The sequence below is a fragment of the Acinetobacter sp. GW821-FHT09D10 genome (assembly GCF_059416285.1).
In genome coordinates this window covers 75,938-90,572 of sequence record NZ_JBWKOW010000004.1, presented here as the reverse complement: position 1 = coordinate 90,572, position 14,635 = coordinate 75,938, and the positions used below count along the sequence as shown (strand labels likewise).

Genomic DNA, 14,635 nt, shown 5'->3' with positions numbered 1-14,635 from the left:
AATGTCTATCTTGGCATGAAATTATAAAAATAAAGTGCTTAGTTGAGAATTATACTAAGCGACAGTCATGTAAGATCAGTTTACTATAAAGATTATATAGTACTAAGACAAATGTTTAAGGAGAATTTTAATGTCAGAAAGTAAACAATTTAAGCGAAGCGTTTTTTTTATTTCTGATGGAACTGCGATAACTGCAGAGACTCTTGGACATTCGTTATTAGCACAATTTCCCAATGTAGATTTTGATATTCATATCATGCCGTATATTGCAACCGAAGAGGCTGCAATGGAGATTGTAGTCGAGATTAATCGATGTCAAACCAAAGATGGTTGTCTGCCTTTAGTATTTGATACTTTAGTTGATCCACATGTGCGAGAAATCATTAATACTGCTAAAGCAGTTAATCTTGATGTATTTGAAGGTTTAATCAGTAAATTAGAACAAGAACTAGGTACGCCACCCACCACATTAGTTGGACAGACACATGCTGTGACTGATTCTGAGTCTTATAAAGCCCGTATTGATGCTGTTCATTTTGCGCTTGATAATGATGATGGAGCGCGTACTCGCCATTACGATAAAGCCGATTTAATCTTAATTGGAGTTTCTCGTTCGGGGAAAACGCCGACCTCTATTTACTTATCGCTTCAATTCGGTATTCGTGTTGCAAACTATCCATTAACAGAAGAAGATTTGGATGATAACCGTTTACCAGCAGTACTAAGACCACATCGTAATAAATTGTTTGGTTTAATGATTGATGCTGAGCGATTAGTTGCGATTCGTAGTGAGCGTAAGGCTAATAGTCGTTATGCAAGTTTTAGTCAATGCCAAATGGAACTTAGAGCAATTGAAGGAATCTATATTTCAGAAGGGATTAAATATTTAAATGTGACTGAAATGTCGATTGAAGAAATTTCAACGCGTGTTTTGCAGATGACAGGATTAAAACGTCGTATTGGTTAATTTAATCAACTGCTTATTTTAACCATTCGATTTATGTATATTAATTTATAAATAAATTGAGTGGTTTTTAAAAATATAAATACAATAAAAATAAAAGTTTTAAATATAAAACCAAACATTATTAAATGTTTTTATTGGTTACAAACCTGTACTTCTTTTGCAATTCATTTGTAAATTTAAATAATACTATTGAAAAGAAGTGTATGTATTTTATTGTGCTGAAAAATAGTAATTATTTAATTTTACTAAATATTTTTAAAAAACAACCAAAAAAAATCCATATTTAAAAAATGTTAACTAGATCACACTATTTTGCTGTTGTGTGATTATTTATTTATTTTTAATTATACTTTCCCACCTCGATATGGGACTATCCGATTATCAAAATGCTAAAAAAATGTGTTTTTTCATTGGTATACATCTTGCCTCTCAATTTATATGCTGCTCAAGTGGATGAATTGAGAGAGCAAGCTATTCACACTTATAAAACTGGACAAACTCACCAAGCAATATTTCAACTGGATCAATTGCTAAAAACTTATCCGCATGATCAAAAATTGCTAGCTGATTATTTAGTTGTAATGTCAAATGAAAAAAAAGATCTAGTAAGTTTTTCTCAGCATTTAGCCAATATTAATTCGGTTACTTTTCCACAATATGGACAGTTACCTTTAATACGTAATTTTCGTGATTTTAAACACTTTAAAAATGCGATTGATTGGTCGAATAAATTTAATATTCAAAAAACACTTGATGGGCAGATTTTGTTAGCGGTTTTATACGCTGAAGCTCAGGATGTTGTAAATGCCAAAGCACAGTTAGCAAAAATTAATAGTAAAAATCTGAAGACTGATCAGCTGGTGCAAATAGCTTACGCCTATCGTCTTATCAATTTACCTGTAGATGCTTTATCTGCAATTGAACAAGCATATAAGCAACAGCCCAAGTCTTTTGCAGTTTTGCAAGAATACAGTTATGACTTAGCGGCTGTGGGGGCTTATAACAAGGCTCAGCAGTTATTGCTTGCCAGCGATAAAAATGCAGAAATAGAATCGTTACAACACTGGCTACAAGTCAGTGAGTTTTCTCAACGTGTAAATAATGCAATTGCTCGTTATAAATATCTAAATCGAGAAGGCATGTCAGATAGCGAAGGCTTTGCTGAGCTTGATGCTGTGTTGAAGCAAGGCGAGCAAATGCAGCCTTTGATTCAACCTTCAGATCCTAATTATTTAAGATTCCATTATGACTATATATATGCGTTAGATTTCCGTGGGCGTACTCGTACAGTCCTGGATCAATTTACTAAATTAAATATACCTTTAGAAAAACTACCTGCCTATATTCGCCATGCAATAGCTGATAGTTATTTAGCTGAAAGACAGCCACAGCAAGCTGAACTTGCTTTTAAAACCTTGCTTACTGAAAAAAACTATCCAGATATGACGGTATATACTGGGCTTTATTATTCGTATATCGAACAAGAAAAATATAAACAAGCTGAACAATTTTTGAGTGAGGTTGATCGACTTGTTCCAATGTATAAATATAGTCAGGCAAAAGGGGTAGACAAAACAAGTCATCCCGACCGTGATGACTATATTACTTTACAGGGTATGCACTTAGCTTATGCAAATCATCTTGATCAAGCAGAAAAGCATTTTCAAAAACAAGTAGATCTTGCACCTGCCAATGAAGGTCTAATTAATAATCTGGCTCGTGTTGAGCGTTGGAGAGATAAACCTCTACAGTCCAAGCAAACTATTTCTCGTTTAAATGGTTTAACACCAGTTGCCAAAGACACCCGAATTAACCAGATGCAAAATGCTCAGGCTTTAGGGGATATTCCGGAATGGCGTAAAAATACTGAAAGTCTTTTGGAATATTACCCTGAAGATGGTGGAGTAATTAAAAGTCGGAAAGAATTAGATGACCGCAATAGACCGACAATTTCTCACTCAACTACTTGGGGACAAAGTAAGGCAGATAGTAGTAGCGATTCTGTGAGTGGTCAGAATGGTTTAAAAGACCGTGAAATGGAAACTCGTCTTAATAGCCCATGGATCAAAGATAATTATCGTTTATTCGCTTGGCATCAAGATCGTTACGGAGAGTACCGTTTTGGTGATGTGCATGACCAACGCTATGGTGTTGGGGCTGAGTGGCAAGCAAATCGTAAGGCATTGTCTGCAATTTTGTCGCAAAGTACAGATGGTGGACAAGCAGGTGTTCGTCTCGATTGGTCGCAATGGTTAAGCGACCACTGGCAGTATCAATTGCAATATGACAGCCAAGCTAATATTCCATTACAGGCAATTGATGCTGGTGAAGATGGACAAGCCTACCGTGCTGCTTTGACATGGCAAAAAGATGAGTCACGTCAGATTGGGGCGAGTTATGGTCTAACTGATATTAGTGATGGTAATAAACAACAAGAATTTTCGACTTTTTGGCGCGAACGATTATTTGATGCGCCGCACCATATTACCTATGGGACCGTTCGTGGATTTTATGGCAGCAATAGCCAAGATCAGACTGCCTACTTTAGTCCCAGTAACCATTACAGTGCTGAGTTAAATTTAAGTCATGACTGGGTAACTTGGCGAGAATATGAGCGCTCATTTAAGCAGCATTTTGAAGCTGGAGTGGGACTCTATAAACAAGCAGATTACTCGGCTAGACCAACATACTCTCTGCAATATCAGCATCAATGGCAGCTCTCGCGGACTTGGCAACTTAATTATGGAATTGGTTGGCAATATCACCCATACGATGGTCATGATGAACAGCATACCTATGGTATTTTCGGATTTGAAGGGCGCTTTTAATGAATAATATGATGTCAAAAATGTTGAGCTTTGTGTTTGCTTCAACATTATTACCCGTACAATTTTCCCATGCCCGCATTGAAACTGAACTACCAAAAAATCATACGGTTTCTTTAACTTTTCATGATGTGCGAGATGATGTGTTAAAGGAAGGTGACAGAGATGTTTATGCAATTCAGACAAATAATCTGGCACAGTTTCTAGATTGGCTGAGTCAATCTGACTGGAAGCCGATTCGTTTAAAAGACATTGAGGAAGCTCGTAAGCAAGGTAAAGAATTGCCTCATAACTCTATTCTACTTACTTTTGATGATGGGGCTTTAAGTAGCTATAGCCGAGTATTTCCATTACTTAAGCAATATCAGATTCCGGCAGTTTTTGCTCTTCCGACCAGTTGGATAAATGGCAATACACAGGCAGGTTATGAAGCTTATGGTCAGGGTAACTTGATGAACTGGGCTCAAGTGCGCGAAATGCAAGCGTCAGGTTTGGCCGAATTTGCAAGTCATAGTGATGATTTACATCATGGCATATTGGCTAATCCTCAAGGCAATGAGCAACCTGCTGCGACTTCTTATGCATATTTAAAATCGCTGTCTCGTTATGAAACAGATGCAGAATATCAACAACGTATTTTGCAAGATTTGAAAAAATCCTACGCCGTTTTGAAAAAAGAAGTCGGTGTTAGTCCCAAAGCAATTATTTGGCCTTATGGTGCCGTGAATGAGCAATTGGAAAAACTAGCGCAGCAGGCAGGCTTTGAATTTTCTTTCAGTTTGGGGCGTGATGGTATGAATCGGGTGAGTGATTCAACGTTTAAACGAAGCTTGGTTATAAATAACCCTACAGCTGAGCAGCTCACTGAAGGCATGTTAAATATTCTGAACTTCGAAGAGTCAGATTTATTTAAACAGCCTCGTCACTTTGTGAGTATGGATTTAAAGCAGTTAGCAGCCCCACAAAACACCCAAACAGATGAAAAATTAGGGCAGCTATTATCAAAACTGTATAGCTTAAAAAACAATGCCTTAATATTAAAACCTTTGGAAGACAAAGACGGGGACGGGCAATATGATGTTGCTTATTTCCCTACAGATAAAATGTCTGTTCAACAAGATATTTTAAACCGTAGTTTATGGCAGGCTCAAACTCGTGCGGGTCAAGCAGTAATATTAGAATTACCAGCTTATCCACAAAAAAGTAAGCCGTTTTTAGCAGTAGATTTGGCTAAAGATATTGCAAGCTTAAATAGTAATTTAAGTGGTATTCAGCTTAATGCGGGCACATCTTTAAATTGCGAAATGCAAGCAGTAACCGTTCAAGAGAATAGCTGTATTGAACAATCAAAACATCTTGCTCAACTTAGCCAACTTACCAAAAAAGCTGTAAAGCCTTATTTAAATATGAGTAACCAAGGGCAGTTTATTTTATTGCTTACTCCTGATTTAGATCATGTAGAAAATCTACCAGCGCTTTTAAAAACACTTTTATCGCAACATGATTTAGTCAATTTAAAGTTCGATATGATTGGTAAGGAAAAGCAATTTAATCAGGTGTTAGCACTTTTAAACACGCTTGATGAAAAAGATAAGCAAAGAATTATGCTGACTTTAGTGTTGCCAGAAAATGCCTCAAAGACGAGTTGGGAAGAAGTACAGCAAGGGCTTTTTTCGATTCAGCGAACAGGGATTCAGAAGTTCGGTATAGATGGTTATAGTTTTGAAAAATCAAAAGATGTACATCAGTATTTATATAATCCACTTAGTTTGAATTATAGCCCTGTCATGTATCAGCCTTTTGCTGGATTAGTAGAGGGGAAAAAGTAATGAGAGTATTACTCGATATTCTATTTGCTTTTGCCTTTTTATATCCTTTACTCATGGCTTGGACATGGATGGTGGGAGGACTTTGGTTCTTTTTTAAAAGGGAATATCGCGAACAGACTCTTCCTGAACCAACCAGTGAAGGGTGCAGTATCATTATTCCGTGTTTTAACGAAGAAGCGCAGGTGCGACAAACTATTCGTTATGCACTGCAAACTAAATATCCTAATTTTGAAGTGATTGCCGTCAATGATGGGAGTAGTGATAGAACAGCTGAAATCCTTGATGAATTGGCAGCGCAAGATTCACGACTTCGGGTTGTACACTTAGCAGAAAATCAGGGTAAAGCCGTAGCGTTAAGATCGGGAGTACTGGTCAGTAAATACGAATATCTTGTTTGTATTGATGGGGATGCATTGTTACATCCGCATGCTGTACTTTGGTTAATGCAACCATTTATTAACTTCCCGCGAATTGGTGCTGTAACGGGTAATCCACGAATTTTAAACCGATCAAGTATTTTAGGAAAATTACAGGTTGGCGAATTTTCTTCGATTATTGGTTTAATTAAACGTGCACAGCGTACATATGGTCGTATTTTTACAGTGTCTGGTGTTATTGCAGCATTCCGTAAAACAGCGCTCGTTCGCGTTGGGTTTTGGTCTGACGATAAAATTACCGAAGATATTGATATTTCATGGAAGCTACAACTGGACCATTGGGATATCCAGTATATTCCACAAGCGCTTTGCTATATCTATATGCCTGAGACATTTAAAGGCCTATGGAAACAGCGTCTTCGCTGGGCACAAGGTGGGGTAGAGGTTCTTTTAGAATATATTCCACAAATGTTCAAATTGCGCGTACGTCGTATGTGGCCAGTGATGCTTGAAGCTCTTGTGAGTATTATCTGGTCTTATGTCATGATTCTAATATTTATTCTGTTTTTTACAGGGTTATTTATTGAATTACCTTTGCAATGGCAGATCAAAACGCTTATGCCACAGTGGTACGGTGTAATATTAGGCGGAACCTGTCTGATACAGTTTTTGGTGAGTTTGTGGATTGATCAGCGTTATGACCGTGGTCGCTTCTTTAGAAACTATTTCTGGGTAATCTGGTACCCGCTGTTTTTCTGGTTACTTACTTTATTTACAAGTGTTGTCGCGGTACCAAAAACTTTATTTAACACTAAAAAACGTGCCCGCTGGGTGAGCCCAGACCGCGGCTTCCGTGGAGATAACCCATGAAACCTGAAGAAAATAAGGATATAGAGCCTTTAGATATCCCTGAATATATTGACCAGCCGGAATACGTCAAAAATAAAACAGCAAACTATACCTTACAAACCATTGGTTGGTTTTGTTTGATGTGGTTGCTTTTCCCGTTGGTTTCACTGTTCTTATGGGTTTTTGAAGGGCACCTAATTTATGATTATGTCTGGGTCGATCATTTATCAGAAGTTAAGACCTTACTTCATTTAGCATTACTCATCGGGATTAGCGCGCTCATTTTAATTTTGTGGGCGAGTTATAACTGGATTCGGTTCAGTGGTGAAGACCGTCGCGCTAAAGCACCGAATAGTTCTGTTGAACTGTTAGCAGCGCAATTTTCGGTTAGTCCCGAGATCTTAAGTGAATTGCAAAAAAAACAACGCATCATTTTGCATTACGATGATCACGGCAATTTGCAAAAATATGAGTAAAAGAGAAAAAGCATGGTCTAAAACCATGCTTTTTATTTTTATGCAGTTATTCTGATAATGATGTCGATTGGTTGTTCTATACCATCCATGCTGTGAATTGATGTATTGGTAACTTTAACAATGGGCCAAGTTTGTAATTTACAGTTGGCTTTTTGGAGAGCTGAATAATAACTATCAGATTTAAAAAATACTTTTTTAGTCGTTGCAGTATTGGGTGTTAAAAGGCGCTTAAGCCATGTTTCATTTACTTGAGTCTCAAGAAAACGTAAGGCCAAAATACTTTTTATACGATTGTTAAATAATCTCCGGTTTTTAATAATGAGTGGATGGGTAATTAACTTGTGTGTGCCCATTTGACTATGGGGCAAAATAAAGTGAGGTGTAATTTGAAATACAGTCACAAATTTTGCTTGTTGGCAGATTTTTTCAAGATGGGTCACGGTATCTTGATTTGTACCAATAATCGCGACAGATGAATGTGAAAAATCAAACTCTTTAATTGAGGTTGACGGAATAACTTGACCAGCAAAGTCTTCAAAATCTTGAGCCGTATTTTGAAAAATTACTGATTTTGAAGCGTTATTTTTAATATTAATACTCATTTTCCAAAAGTCCTTTTGGTTTTTCAATCATGATGTTTTTATCGTTTTAATATAAATAACCAAGCAGGAAGTTGGGGTAAAGTCTTTTCAGATAGATGGTCACCCCATACTCGAAATCCATTCAAGTATGGGAAAGCGAAGCAGAGTTTTAATGTTCTGTTTTTACATTTATGAGTTGCGTAAAACTATCTAGACGCTTCGCTGTGTCGTATATATCACATGTAAAAATAAACTCATCAACATCGTATGTCGCTAAAAGTTTTTGTAAACCAGTGCGAACAGTCTCAACCGAGCCAATTTGTGCCATTGCATAGAAGTTTTCAACAGAAAGCTGTTCTGCTGTATTCCATAGTCCCTGCATTGATTCAACTGGCGGTTTAAGTTTTAAGCTTTCGCCACGAATTAAGCCTAATACACGTTGGTATGCACTTGTTGCTAAAAACTGTGCTTCTTCATCCGTATTTGCGACAACAACAGGTACACCCATAGAAACGTAAGGTTTATCTAAATAAGTAGAAGGCTCAAAGTTCTCACGATAGAGTTGGATGGCTTGGCCTAGCATACGTGGTGCAAAATGCGACGCAAATGAGTAGGGTAGACCAAGTTTTGCAGCCAATTGCGCACTAAAAAGGCTAGATCCAAGTAACCAAACAGGAACATGTGTATTTTGCCCTGGAGTTGCAATAATCTTTTGTCCTGCTTGAGGTACATCAAAATATCTTAGGATTTCGACAACATCTTTTGGAAATTGATCTTCTGTTTCTTGATGCCCACGACGTAAAGCTCGCATGGTGAGTTGATCTGTACCAGGAGCACGGCCTAAACCTAGTTCAATACGATTTGGATATAAAGTAGCAAGTGTTCCAAATTGTTCTGCGACAACTAAAGGAGCATGGTTAGGAAGCATAATCCCGCCTGAACCTAAGCGAATATGCTGTGTATGTGCTGCAATAAAACCGAGTAAGACAGCCGTAGCAGAGCTCGCGATTCCATCCATGTTGTGATGTTCTGCAAGCCAGAAACGTTCATAACCTAATTTCTCTGCATGTTGTGCTAATTCTAATGCGTGACGTAACGAAAATTCGATGGTTTTATCATTACGAATAGGAGCAAGTTCCAAAATTGAAAACTTGGTATCTTGAAGTGATCGCATGCGATATTCTCGAATAAGGGTATATCGAAATACTACGATATATAGGGATTAATGTATATCGTTTTTTTTCGATATTAGGTCTTATCTTTCAATAAAAAAGCACCCGAGGGTGCTTTTCATGCATGTACAAATTAGCGATTTTTATACCAGCCACGATGTAAACCATTGTCATGACGGCGATGGCCACCTTTACTATAGTAACGACGGTCACCATCGTCATATCTACGATCATCTCGATCATAACGGCTACCACGATCATAGCGATCATTGTAGTCACGATCTTCAGAAACTTTACGACCTAGCGCTGAACCACCCGCAGCACCTACCGCAGCACCGATGTAACCACCGTTGGTACCGCCCATGTTTTTACCGACTGTATAACCAGCGCCACCACCTAAAGCACCACCCAAGGCAGCTTCAGTACGATTGCGACGGTCACTCGCTGCGGCTGCACCACCAGCACCACCTAAAGCAGCACCAATTGTTGCGCCTGTTGTACCACCCATGCTTTTACCAATTGCCGTACCCACAACACTACCTAACGCAGAGGTTGCAGCAACACGGGTACCATTATCTGCATGTGCAACTGTCACTATAGACGATGTTGCAATTAATGCACTAGCTAACCAAATATTCATTTTCATCTTGCAGCTCCATGTCCTTTTTACTGAAAGGACAGTATTTTTATCTTGAGATAAATGTAATCAAAAATTTCGTGATAATTATGGAGAACCCCAAAGGCGATACGCTAGTTTTGTGTCTGTTTGTATTGTTTCTATTAATTTGTGGATAAATCCTGAGCAAAAGAGAGGTGGTGAATATTTGTTGGTCCTAATAAAAAAGCACCCGAAGGTGCTTAGTGACGTTTCATCAAATTTGATTAGTGATGACGACGGTGTTTTTTCTTCCAGTGCTTAGAAGATCTGTCAGCATCGCGGTCTTTAGAAATCTTATTACCTAAAGCAGAACCACCCGCAGCACCTAGAGCAGCGCCAACGTAACCGCCATTTGTACCGCCCATGCTTCTACCAACGGTATAACCAGCACCACCACCTAAACCACCACCAATTGCAGATTCTGTACGGTGACGACGGTCACTTGCAACTGCTGCACCACCAGCACCACCTAAAGCAGCACCAATTGTTGCGCCAGATGTACCACCCATGCTTTTACCAATTGCAGTACCAGCGACACTACCTAAAGCAGAAGCGGCTGCTACATGTGTTGTATTGTCTGCATGAGCTACAGTAACCATAGAAGTTGCTAAAACAGCGCTACATAACCAAGCATTTAATTTCATTTTTTACTCCGTGTCCTTAGCAGCAGGACCCTAATCTTTTGTTACGGCAAATGTAACAAAACACGTTTCTTAAAATATGGAGAACCATCAATTCATTATTGTAGTTTAGTGTCAGGTTTGTATGTTTTCTATTAAAATAGAATATTTAATACTCATATAGATAAATATGAGTCTCATTTAGTTTTAATGAGTTCATTATTCGTGAACTGAACATAGAAAATTGATCAAAGCTCTGGTGGCAGAAGACATATGTTTATGTTGTACGTACAGTAAAGAGAAGGGACGTGAGTGACCAGCATAAGTCTCAAGTAAAGGTTGTAATTTTCCTTGTTGAATTTTTTCGTTAACAATAAAGCTGTAACTCTGACATATCCCTAATCCACTTTCAGCAAGAGAAACTACGCCTAAAATATCTTCTTTTACTAAAATCTGATTTGTTGGTGTCCACTGAATTTGGTGATCACCATTTTTAAAGAACCATGGGGTTATCTTGCCACTACTCGGTAATTCAAAGGCAATACATTGGTGATGATTTAATTCTTCCAAAGTTTGAGGGACGCCCATACGTTTTAAATAATTAGGTGAAGCAACAAGTTGAAGCGGAGCCAGTTCGAGCGGTCTGGCTACAAGAGAGCTATTAGGGAGATGGCCTTGACGAATGGCTAAATCAAAACCCTCAGCAATTAAATCGACGTTTCGATTAGATATACTCATTTCAATTTGAATGTCTGGATATTGCAAAAGAAATTTTTCTAATAAAGGTGGTAAGCGATAGTGTCCATAAGTTGTAGGAACGCTTAATTTGATTTTTCCAGAAATTTGCAGTTGTTCACCTTGAACCACACGTTCTGCATGGTCGATTAGCTGAAAAGCGTGCTGCATTTTCTCATAATAAAGTTGACCTGCTTCAGTCAAGCTTAAATGACGAGTAGTCCTTCTAAAAAACTGAATACCTAACTTTTTCTCCAGCCGCGTAATTGTTCTACTAATGACTGAAGGCGTTGTGGACAAATAAATTGCAGCTGCACTAATAGAAAGCTTTTCGGCCACAATTAAAAACACTTCAACATCGGCAAGATGGTCAAATTGACGAGACATTTTGTCCTCAAACGCAAAAAAGATTTGTAAATGTGGTTGTTTTTCTACCTTGCTGGCAAAAATAGAATATATCCATCCTAGTTATAAATCCAGCACAAGGCCGGAATGAAGGTTGAATGATGAAATCTCTAAATAAAATAATGCTCGCAGTAGTGACCGCTTCGGCAGCATTGAGTGCAAATGCTGCTCATGTATTGGTTGTATTGTCTGATGAAGGGCAGTTAGAGCTAAAAAATGGTCATATTTTTAAGACTGGTTTTTATTTAAATGAGTTAATGCAGCCTACAAAAATGCTTTTAGATGCAGGGCACACCGTAACTTTCGCTACACCAAAAGGGAAAGCCCCGACGTTAGATGAGTCATCAAATAGGGCGATGTATTTTAATCAAGATGAAAAAGCATTAAAGCAATATGAAGGCTTATTGCATGATCTAAAGTTAACGTCGCCTCAAGCATCTCCAGTTTTGAGTCTGTCGCGTATTGAGCAAATTGGGGTTGATCAATTCGATGCTATTTATATTCCAGGTGGACATGCACCTATGCAAGATCTATTAAAAGATAAACAACTTGGGAAAGTTTTGACAGCTTTTCATAAAGCTAGAAAACCTACAGCGCTGGTTTGCCATGGCCCTATTGCATTGATGTCAACGTTACCTAATGCTTCTGAAGTCGTTCAGCAACTTGAGCAAGGCAAAACCGTAAAAACTGCAGAGTGGATTTATAAGAACTATCGGATGACTGTGATTAGTAACCAAGAAGAAGAACAAGCGAAGGCTTTGTTAAAAGGTGGTGAAATGAAGTTCTATCCACAAACGGCATTACAGTCAATTGGTGGTAAATATCAAAGTAATACGAATGCTTGGACTCCAAATGTCGTGGTGGATCGTGAACTTATTACAGGACAAAATCCAGCCTCGGCTGTTCTGGTGGGTAAAACATTATTAGAAAAATTAAAATAAATAGAGATGGTAAAGAGGTTTTATGAATAAAGCCTCTATTGCCTTATTGGGTGAAAAAGGTGACGTGTATTAATTTCTATAAAAAAGCTAAATTATAGGCGAGTAAATAAATCTCATCTGAAATCATTATATTTATAAGTTGTTACTTACTGTGAAAGTTGATGAATTGGCTGATTATATATGTCATTTGAGCGGCATAATCTGTAAACTATGCGCTATTTTTACGATTTTGCTTATCTTCTATATTTACATAGCGTTCGATAAGCTTTTTGGACTTTTGAGATATTTCCTCTTATGAAAGCGTCACTCCGTTTACGACTTGATCAACTCTGTGATCGACATGAAGAACTTACCGCGTTGCTTGCAGATGTGGAAGTGATTTCCGATAACAAACGTTTCCGTAAATTGTCTCGTGAACATAGTGATTTATCTGAAATTACCGAAGTTTGGGGCAAATACCGTCAAGCAGAAGAAGATATTGAAACTGCTGAATTGATGAAGTCTGACCCTGACTTTAAAGATATGGCAGAAGAAGAAATTCAAGCGAATAAAGCGTTGCTTGGAGAGTTAGAAAGCCAGCTCAATATTTTGATGATTCCAAAAGATCCAAATGATTCTAATGCAGCTTATTTAGAAATTCGCGCCGGAACGGGTGGCGATGAGGCTGCAATTTTCTCTGGTGACTTATTCCGCATGTATAGTAAATATGCCGAGACACAAAATTGGCGTATAGAAGTACTTTCTGAAAATGAAGGTGAGCATGGTGGCTTTAAAGAAGTCATTTGCCGTGTGGACGGTGATGGAGTATACGGTCGCCTAAAATTTGAAAGTGGTGCACATCGTGTGCAACGTGTGCCTGCAACTGAGTCACAAGGTCGTGTGCATACATCGGCTTGTACAGTTGCGATCTTGCCTGAGATTGATGTCGATACAAATGTCGAGATTAACCCAGCAGATTTGCGTATTGATACTTACCGCGCATCTGGTGCAGGTGGTCAGCACATTAACAAAACCGATTCTGCGGTACGTATTACTCACATTCCAACAGGTACAGTTGTTGAATGTCAGGAAGAACGTTCACAACATAAAAACAAAGCCAAAGCGATGGCATTATTAGTTTCACGTTTAGAAAATGCGAAACGTGCGGCGGCAGATGCAGCGACTTCTGAAATGCGTCGTGACTTAGTGGGTTCTGGTGACCGTTCTGAACGTATCCGTACTTATAACTATCCGCAAGGTCGTATGACTGACCATCGTATTAACCTCACTTTATATAAGTTAGATGCCATTATGGAAGGTGATTTAACTGAATTACTTGATAGCTTGCATCGTGAATATCAAGCAGATCAGCTTGCAATGCTTGCTCAGGAAAATGGCGGCTAATGAACATTGCTCAAGCGCTTGCAATTCGTGGTGAGCCTGACAGTTATGAACGTCAGGAAAATGCTTGGTTACTTGAGCATTTTCTAAAAATCAATTCGCTTGAATTAAAGTTTAAACTTGAGCAAGAGTTAACAATTCAACAAGAGCAAGACTACTTGGCTGGGCTTGAGCGTATTCAAAATGGTGAACCTTTAGCTTATGTAACAGGTTCACAGCCATTTTGGACGCTCGATTTAAAAGTAACATCTGATACTTTAGTACCACGACCTGATACTGAGGTTTTGGTTGAAACCGTTTTAAATCTAAATTTGCCAAAGAATGCAAATATTGTGGATTTGGGAACGGGAACAGGCGCGATTGCACTTGCATTAGCGAGTGAACACCCAGATTGGCAAGTAACGGCAACTGATATTTATGCACCGACTTTAGAAGTTGCAAAAGAGAATGCGCAAACCCATGGATTACAACAAGTGAAATTTGCTTGTGGTGCTTGGTTTGATGCTTTAGACAAACAGCAATTTGATTTAATTGTTTCTAATCCGCCGTACATTGACCCTGAGGATGAACACATGCAGGCTTTGGCGACAGAGCCACGCCGTGCATTGGTTGCAGATCATCAGGGACTGGCTGATATTGAAATTATTATTACTCAAGGAAAAAACTGGTTAAAACCACAAGGCTGGATTGTTCTTGAACATGGTTATGATCAGGGACAGGCTGTTCGAAATATATTTGCTGAGCATAGTTTTAGTGAAATTAAAACCATTCAAGACTACGGCCAAAATGATCGAGTCACTTTGGCGTGCTGGATTTAAAG

At 38.4% G+C, this 14,635-nt stretch carries 13 protein-coding genes; 8 read left to right on the top strand and 5 right to left on the bottom strand.

Translation table 11 applies throughout. From position 1 onward, the window contains the following. Nucleotides 1-130: 130 nt before the first annotated feature. From ppsR to pgaD, 5 genes are all read left to right on the top strand, one after another. Nucleotides 131-967, top strand: a complete 837-nt coding sequence (gene ppsR / locus AC07M3_RS11180; RefSeq protein ID WP_003652470.1) for a posphoenolpyruvate synthetase regulatory kinase/phosphorylase PpsR — start codon at nucleotides 131-133, stop codon at nucleotides 965-967. 386 nt (nucleotides 968-1,353) lie between these two features. Next, nucleotides 1,354-3,795, top strand: a complete 2,442-nt coding sequence (gene pgaA / locus AC07M3_RS11175) for a poly-beta-1,6 N-acetyl-D-glucosamine export porin PgaA (RefSeq protein WP_494567317.1) — start codon at nucleotides 1,354-1,356, stop codon at nucleotides 3,793-3,795. Then, a complete protein-coding gene (gene pgaB / locus AC07M3_RS11170; protein WP_494567316.1) occupies nucleotides 3,795-5,621 on the top strand; it encodes a poly-beta-1,6-N-acetyl-D-glucosamine N-deacetylase PgaB in 1,827 nt (608 codons plus the stop codon). The genes pgaA and pgaB overlap by 1 nt, the downstream gene beginning before the upstream one ends. Next, nucleotides 5,621-6,868 carry a poly-beta-1,6-N-acetyl-D-glucosamine synthase gene (gene pgaC / locus AC07M3_RS11165; protein ID WP_494567315.1) on the top strand — a complete coding sequence of 416 codons (1,248 nt, stop codon included), beginning with the start codon at nucleotides 5,621-5,623 and terminating at the stop codon, nucleotides 6,866-6,868. The genes pgaB and pgaC overlap by 1 nt, the downstream gene beginning before the upstream one ends. Further along, nucleotides 6,865-7,323 carry a poly-beta-1,6-N-acetyl-D-glucosamine biosynthesis protein PgaD gene (pgaD, locus tag AC07M3_RS11160; protein WP_133746912.1) on the top strand — a complete coding sequence of 153 codons (459 nt, stop codon included), beginning with the start codon at nucleotides 6,865-6,867 and terminating at the stop codon, nucleotides 7,321-7,323. The genes pgaC and pgaD overlap by 4 nt, the downstream gene beginning before the upstream one ends. 38 nt (nucleotides 7,324-7,361) lie before the next feature. On the opposite strand, the gene AC07M3_RS11155 is transcribed toward pgaD, so the two are convergent. The 5 genes from AC07M3_RS11155 to AC07M3_RS11135 all read right to left on the bottom strand — a co-directional run bounded on the left by AC07M3_RS11155 (nucleotide 7,362) and on the right by AC07M3_RS11135 (nucleotide 11,476). After that, the gene (locus AC07M3_RS11155; protein WP_494567314.1) at nucleotides 7,362-7,925 is read right to left on the bottom strand and encodes an NAD(P)/FAD-dependent oxidoreductase; all 564 of its coding nucleotides are present in this window, start codon (nucleotides 7,923-7,925) and stop codon (nucleotides 7,362-7,364) included. Between the two features lie 148 nt (nucleotides 7,926-8,073). Continuing rightward, nucleotides 8,074-9,078 carry an LLM class flavin-dependent oxidoreductase gene (locus AC07M3_RS11150; protein ID WP_494567313.1) on the bottom strand — a complete coding sequence of 335 codons (1,005 nt, stop codon included), beginning with the start codon at nucleotides 9,076-9,078 and terminating at the stop codon, nucleotides 8,074-8,076. A 131-nt stretch (nucleotides 9,079-9,209) separates the two neighbouring features. Next, nucleotides 9,210-9,722 (bottom strand): glycine zipper domain-containing protein, encoded by a 513-nt coding sequence (locus tag AC07M3_RS11145; protein ID WP_494567312.1) that lies wholly within the window; start codon nucleotides 9,720-9,722, stop codon nucleotides 9,210-9,212. A gap of 236 nt (nucleotides 9,723-9,958) precedes the next feature. After that, the gene (locus tag AC07M3_RS11140) at nucleotides 9,959-10,378 is read right to left on the bottom strand and encodes a glycine zipper domain-containing protein (RefSeq protein WP_005039626.1); all 420 of its coding nucleotides are present in this window, start codon (nucleotides 10,376-10,378) and stop codon (nucleotides 9,959-9,961) included. Between the two features lie 195 nt (nucleotides 10,379-10,573). Then, nucleotides 10,574-11,476 carry a LysR family transcriptional regulator gene (locus AC07M3_RS11135; RefSeq protein ID WP_494567311.1) on the bottom strand — a complete coding sequence of 301 codons (903 nt, stop codon included), beginning with the start codon at nucleotides 11,474-11,476 and terminating at the stop codon, nucleotides 10,574-10,576. Nucleotides 11,477-11,595: 119 nt separating this feature from the next. On the opposite strand from AC07M3_RS11135, the gene AC07M3_RS11130 reads away from it, so the two are divergent. From AC07M3_RS11130 to prmC, 3 genes are all read left to right on the top strand, one after another. Then, entirely contained in the window at nucleotides 11,596-12,435 is an 840-nt protein-coding gene (locus tag AC07M3_RS11130) for a type 1 glutamine amidotransferase domain-containing protein (protein WP_494567420.1), read from the top strand. 294 nt (nucleotides 12,436-12,729) lie between these two features. After that, nucleotides 12,730-13,818, top strand: a complete 1,089-nt coding sequence (gene prfA, locus AC07M3_RS11125) for a peptide chain release factor 1 (protein ID WP_003652455.1) — start codon at nucleotides 12,730-12,732, stop codon at nucleotides 13,816-13,818. Continuing rightward, entirely contained in the window at nucleotides 13,818-14,633 is an 816-nt protein-coding gene (gene prmC / locus AC07M3_RS11120) for a peptide chain release factor N(5)-glutamine methyltransferase (protein WP_199989870.1), read from the top strand. Before prfA ends, prmC begins: the two co-directional genes overlap by 1 nt. The last annotated feature ends 2 nt before the right edge of the window (nucleotides 14,634-14,635 follow it).

Excerpts from the sequence above, each read along its gene's own strand:
- ppsR (WP_003652470.1), top strand. The coding sequence starts at position 131 with ATGTCAGAAAGTAAACAATTTAAGCGAAGCGTTTTTTTTATTTCTGAT.
- pgaA (WP_494567317.1), top strand. The coding sequence starts at position 1,354 with ATGCTAAAAAAATGTGTTTTTTCATTGGTATACATCTTGCCTCTCAAT.
- pgaB (WP_494567316.1), top strand. The coding sequence starts at position 3,795 with ATGAATAATATGATGTCAAAAATGTTGAGCTTTGTGTTTGCTTCAACA.
- pgaC (WP_494567315.1), top strand. The coding sequence starts at position 5,621 with ATGAGAGTATTACTCGATATTCTATTTGCTTTTGCCTTTTTATATCCT.
- pgaD (WP_133746912.1), top strand. The coding sequence starts at position 6,865 with ATGAAACCTGAAGAAAATAAGGATATAGAGCCTTTAGATATCCCTGAA.
- AC07M3_RS11155 (WP_494567314.1), bottom strand. The coding sequence starts at position 7,925 with ATGAGTATTAATATTAAAAATAACGCTTCAAAATCAGTAATTTTTCAA.
- AC07M3_RS11150 (WP_494567313.1), bottom strand. The coding sequence starts at position 9,078 with ATGCGATCACTTCAAGATACCAAGTTTTCAATTTTGGAACTTGCTCCT.
- AC07M3_RS11145 (WP_494567312.1), bottom strand. The coding sequence starts at position 9,722 with ATGAAAATGAATATTTGGTTAGCTAGTGCATTAATTGCAACATCGTCT.
- AC07M3_RS11140 (WP_005039626.1), bottom strand. The coding sequence starts at position 10,378 with ATGAAATTAAATGCTTGGTTATGTAGCGCTGTTTTAGCAACTTCTATG.
- AC07M3_RS11135 (WP_494567311.1), bottom strand. The coding sequence starts at position 11,476 with ATGTCTCGTCAATTTGACCATCTTGCCGATGTTGAAGTGTTTTTAATT.
- AC07M3_RS11130 (WP_494567420.1), top strand. The coding sequence starts at position 11,596 with ATGAAATCTCTAAATAAAATAATGCTCGCAGTAGTGACCGCTTCGGCA.
- prfA (WP_003652455.1), top strand. The coding sequence starts at position 12,730 with ATGAAAGCGTCACTCCGTTTACGACTTGATCAACTCTGTGATCGACAT.
- prmC (WP_199989870.1), top strand. The coding sequence starts at position 13,818 with ATGAACATTGCTCAAGCGCTTGCAATTCGTGGTGAGCCTGACAGTTAT.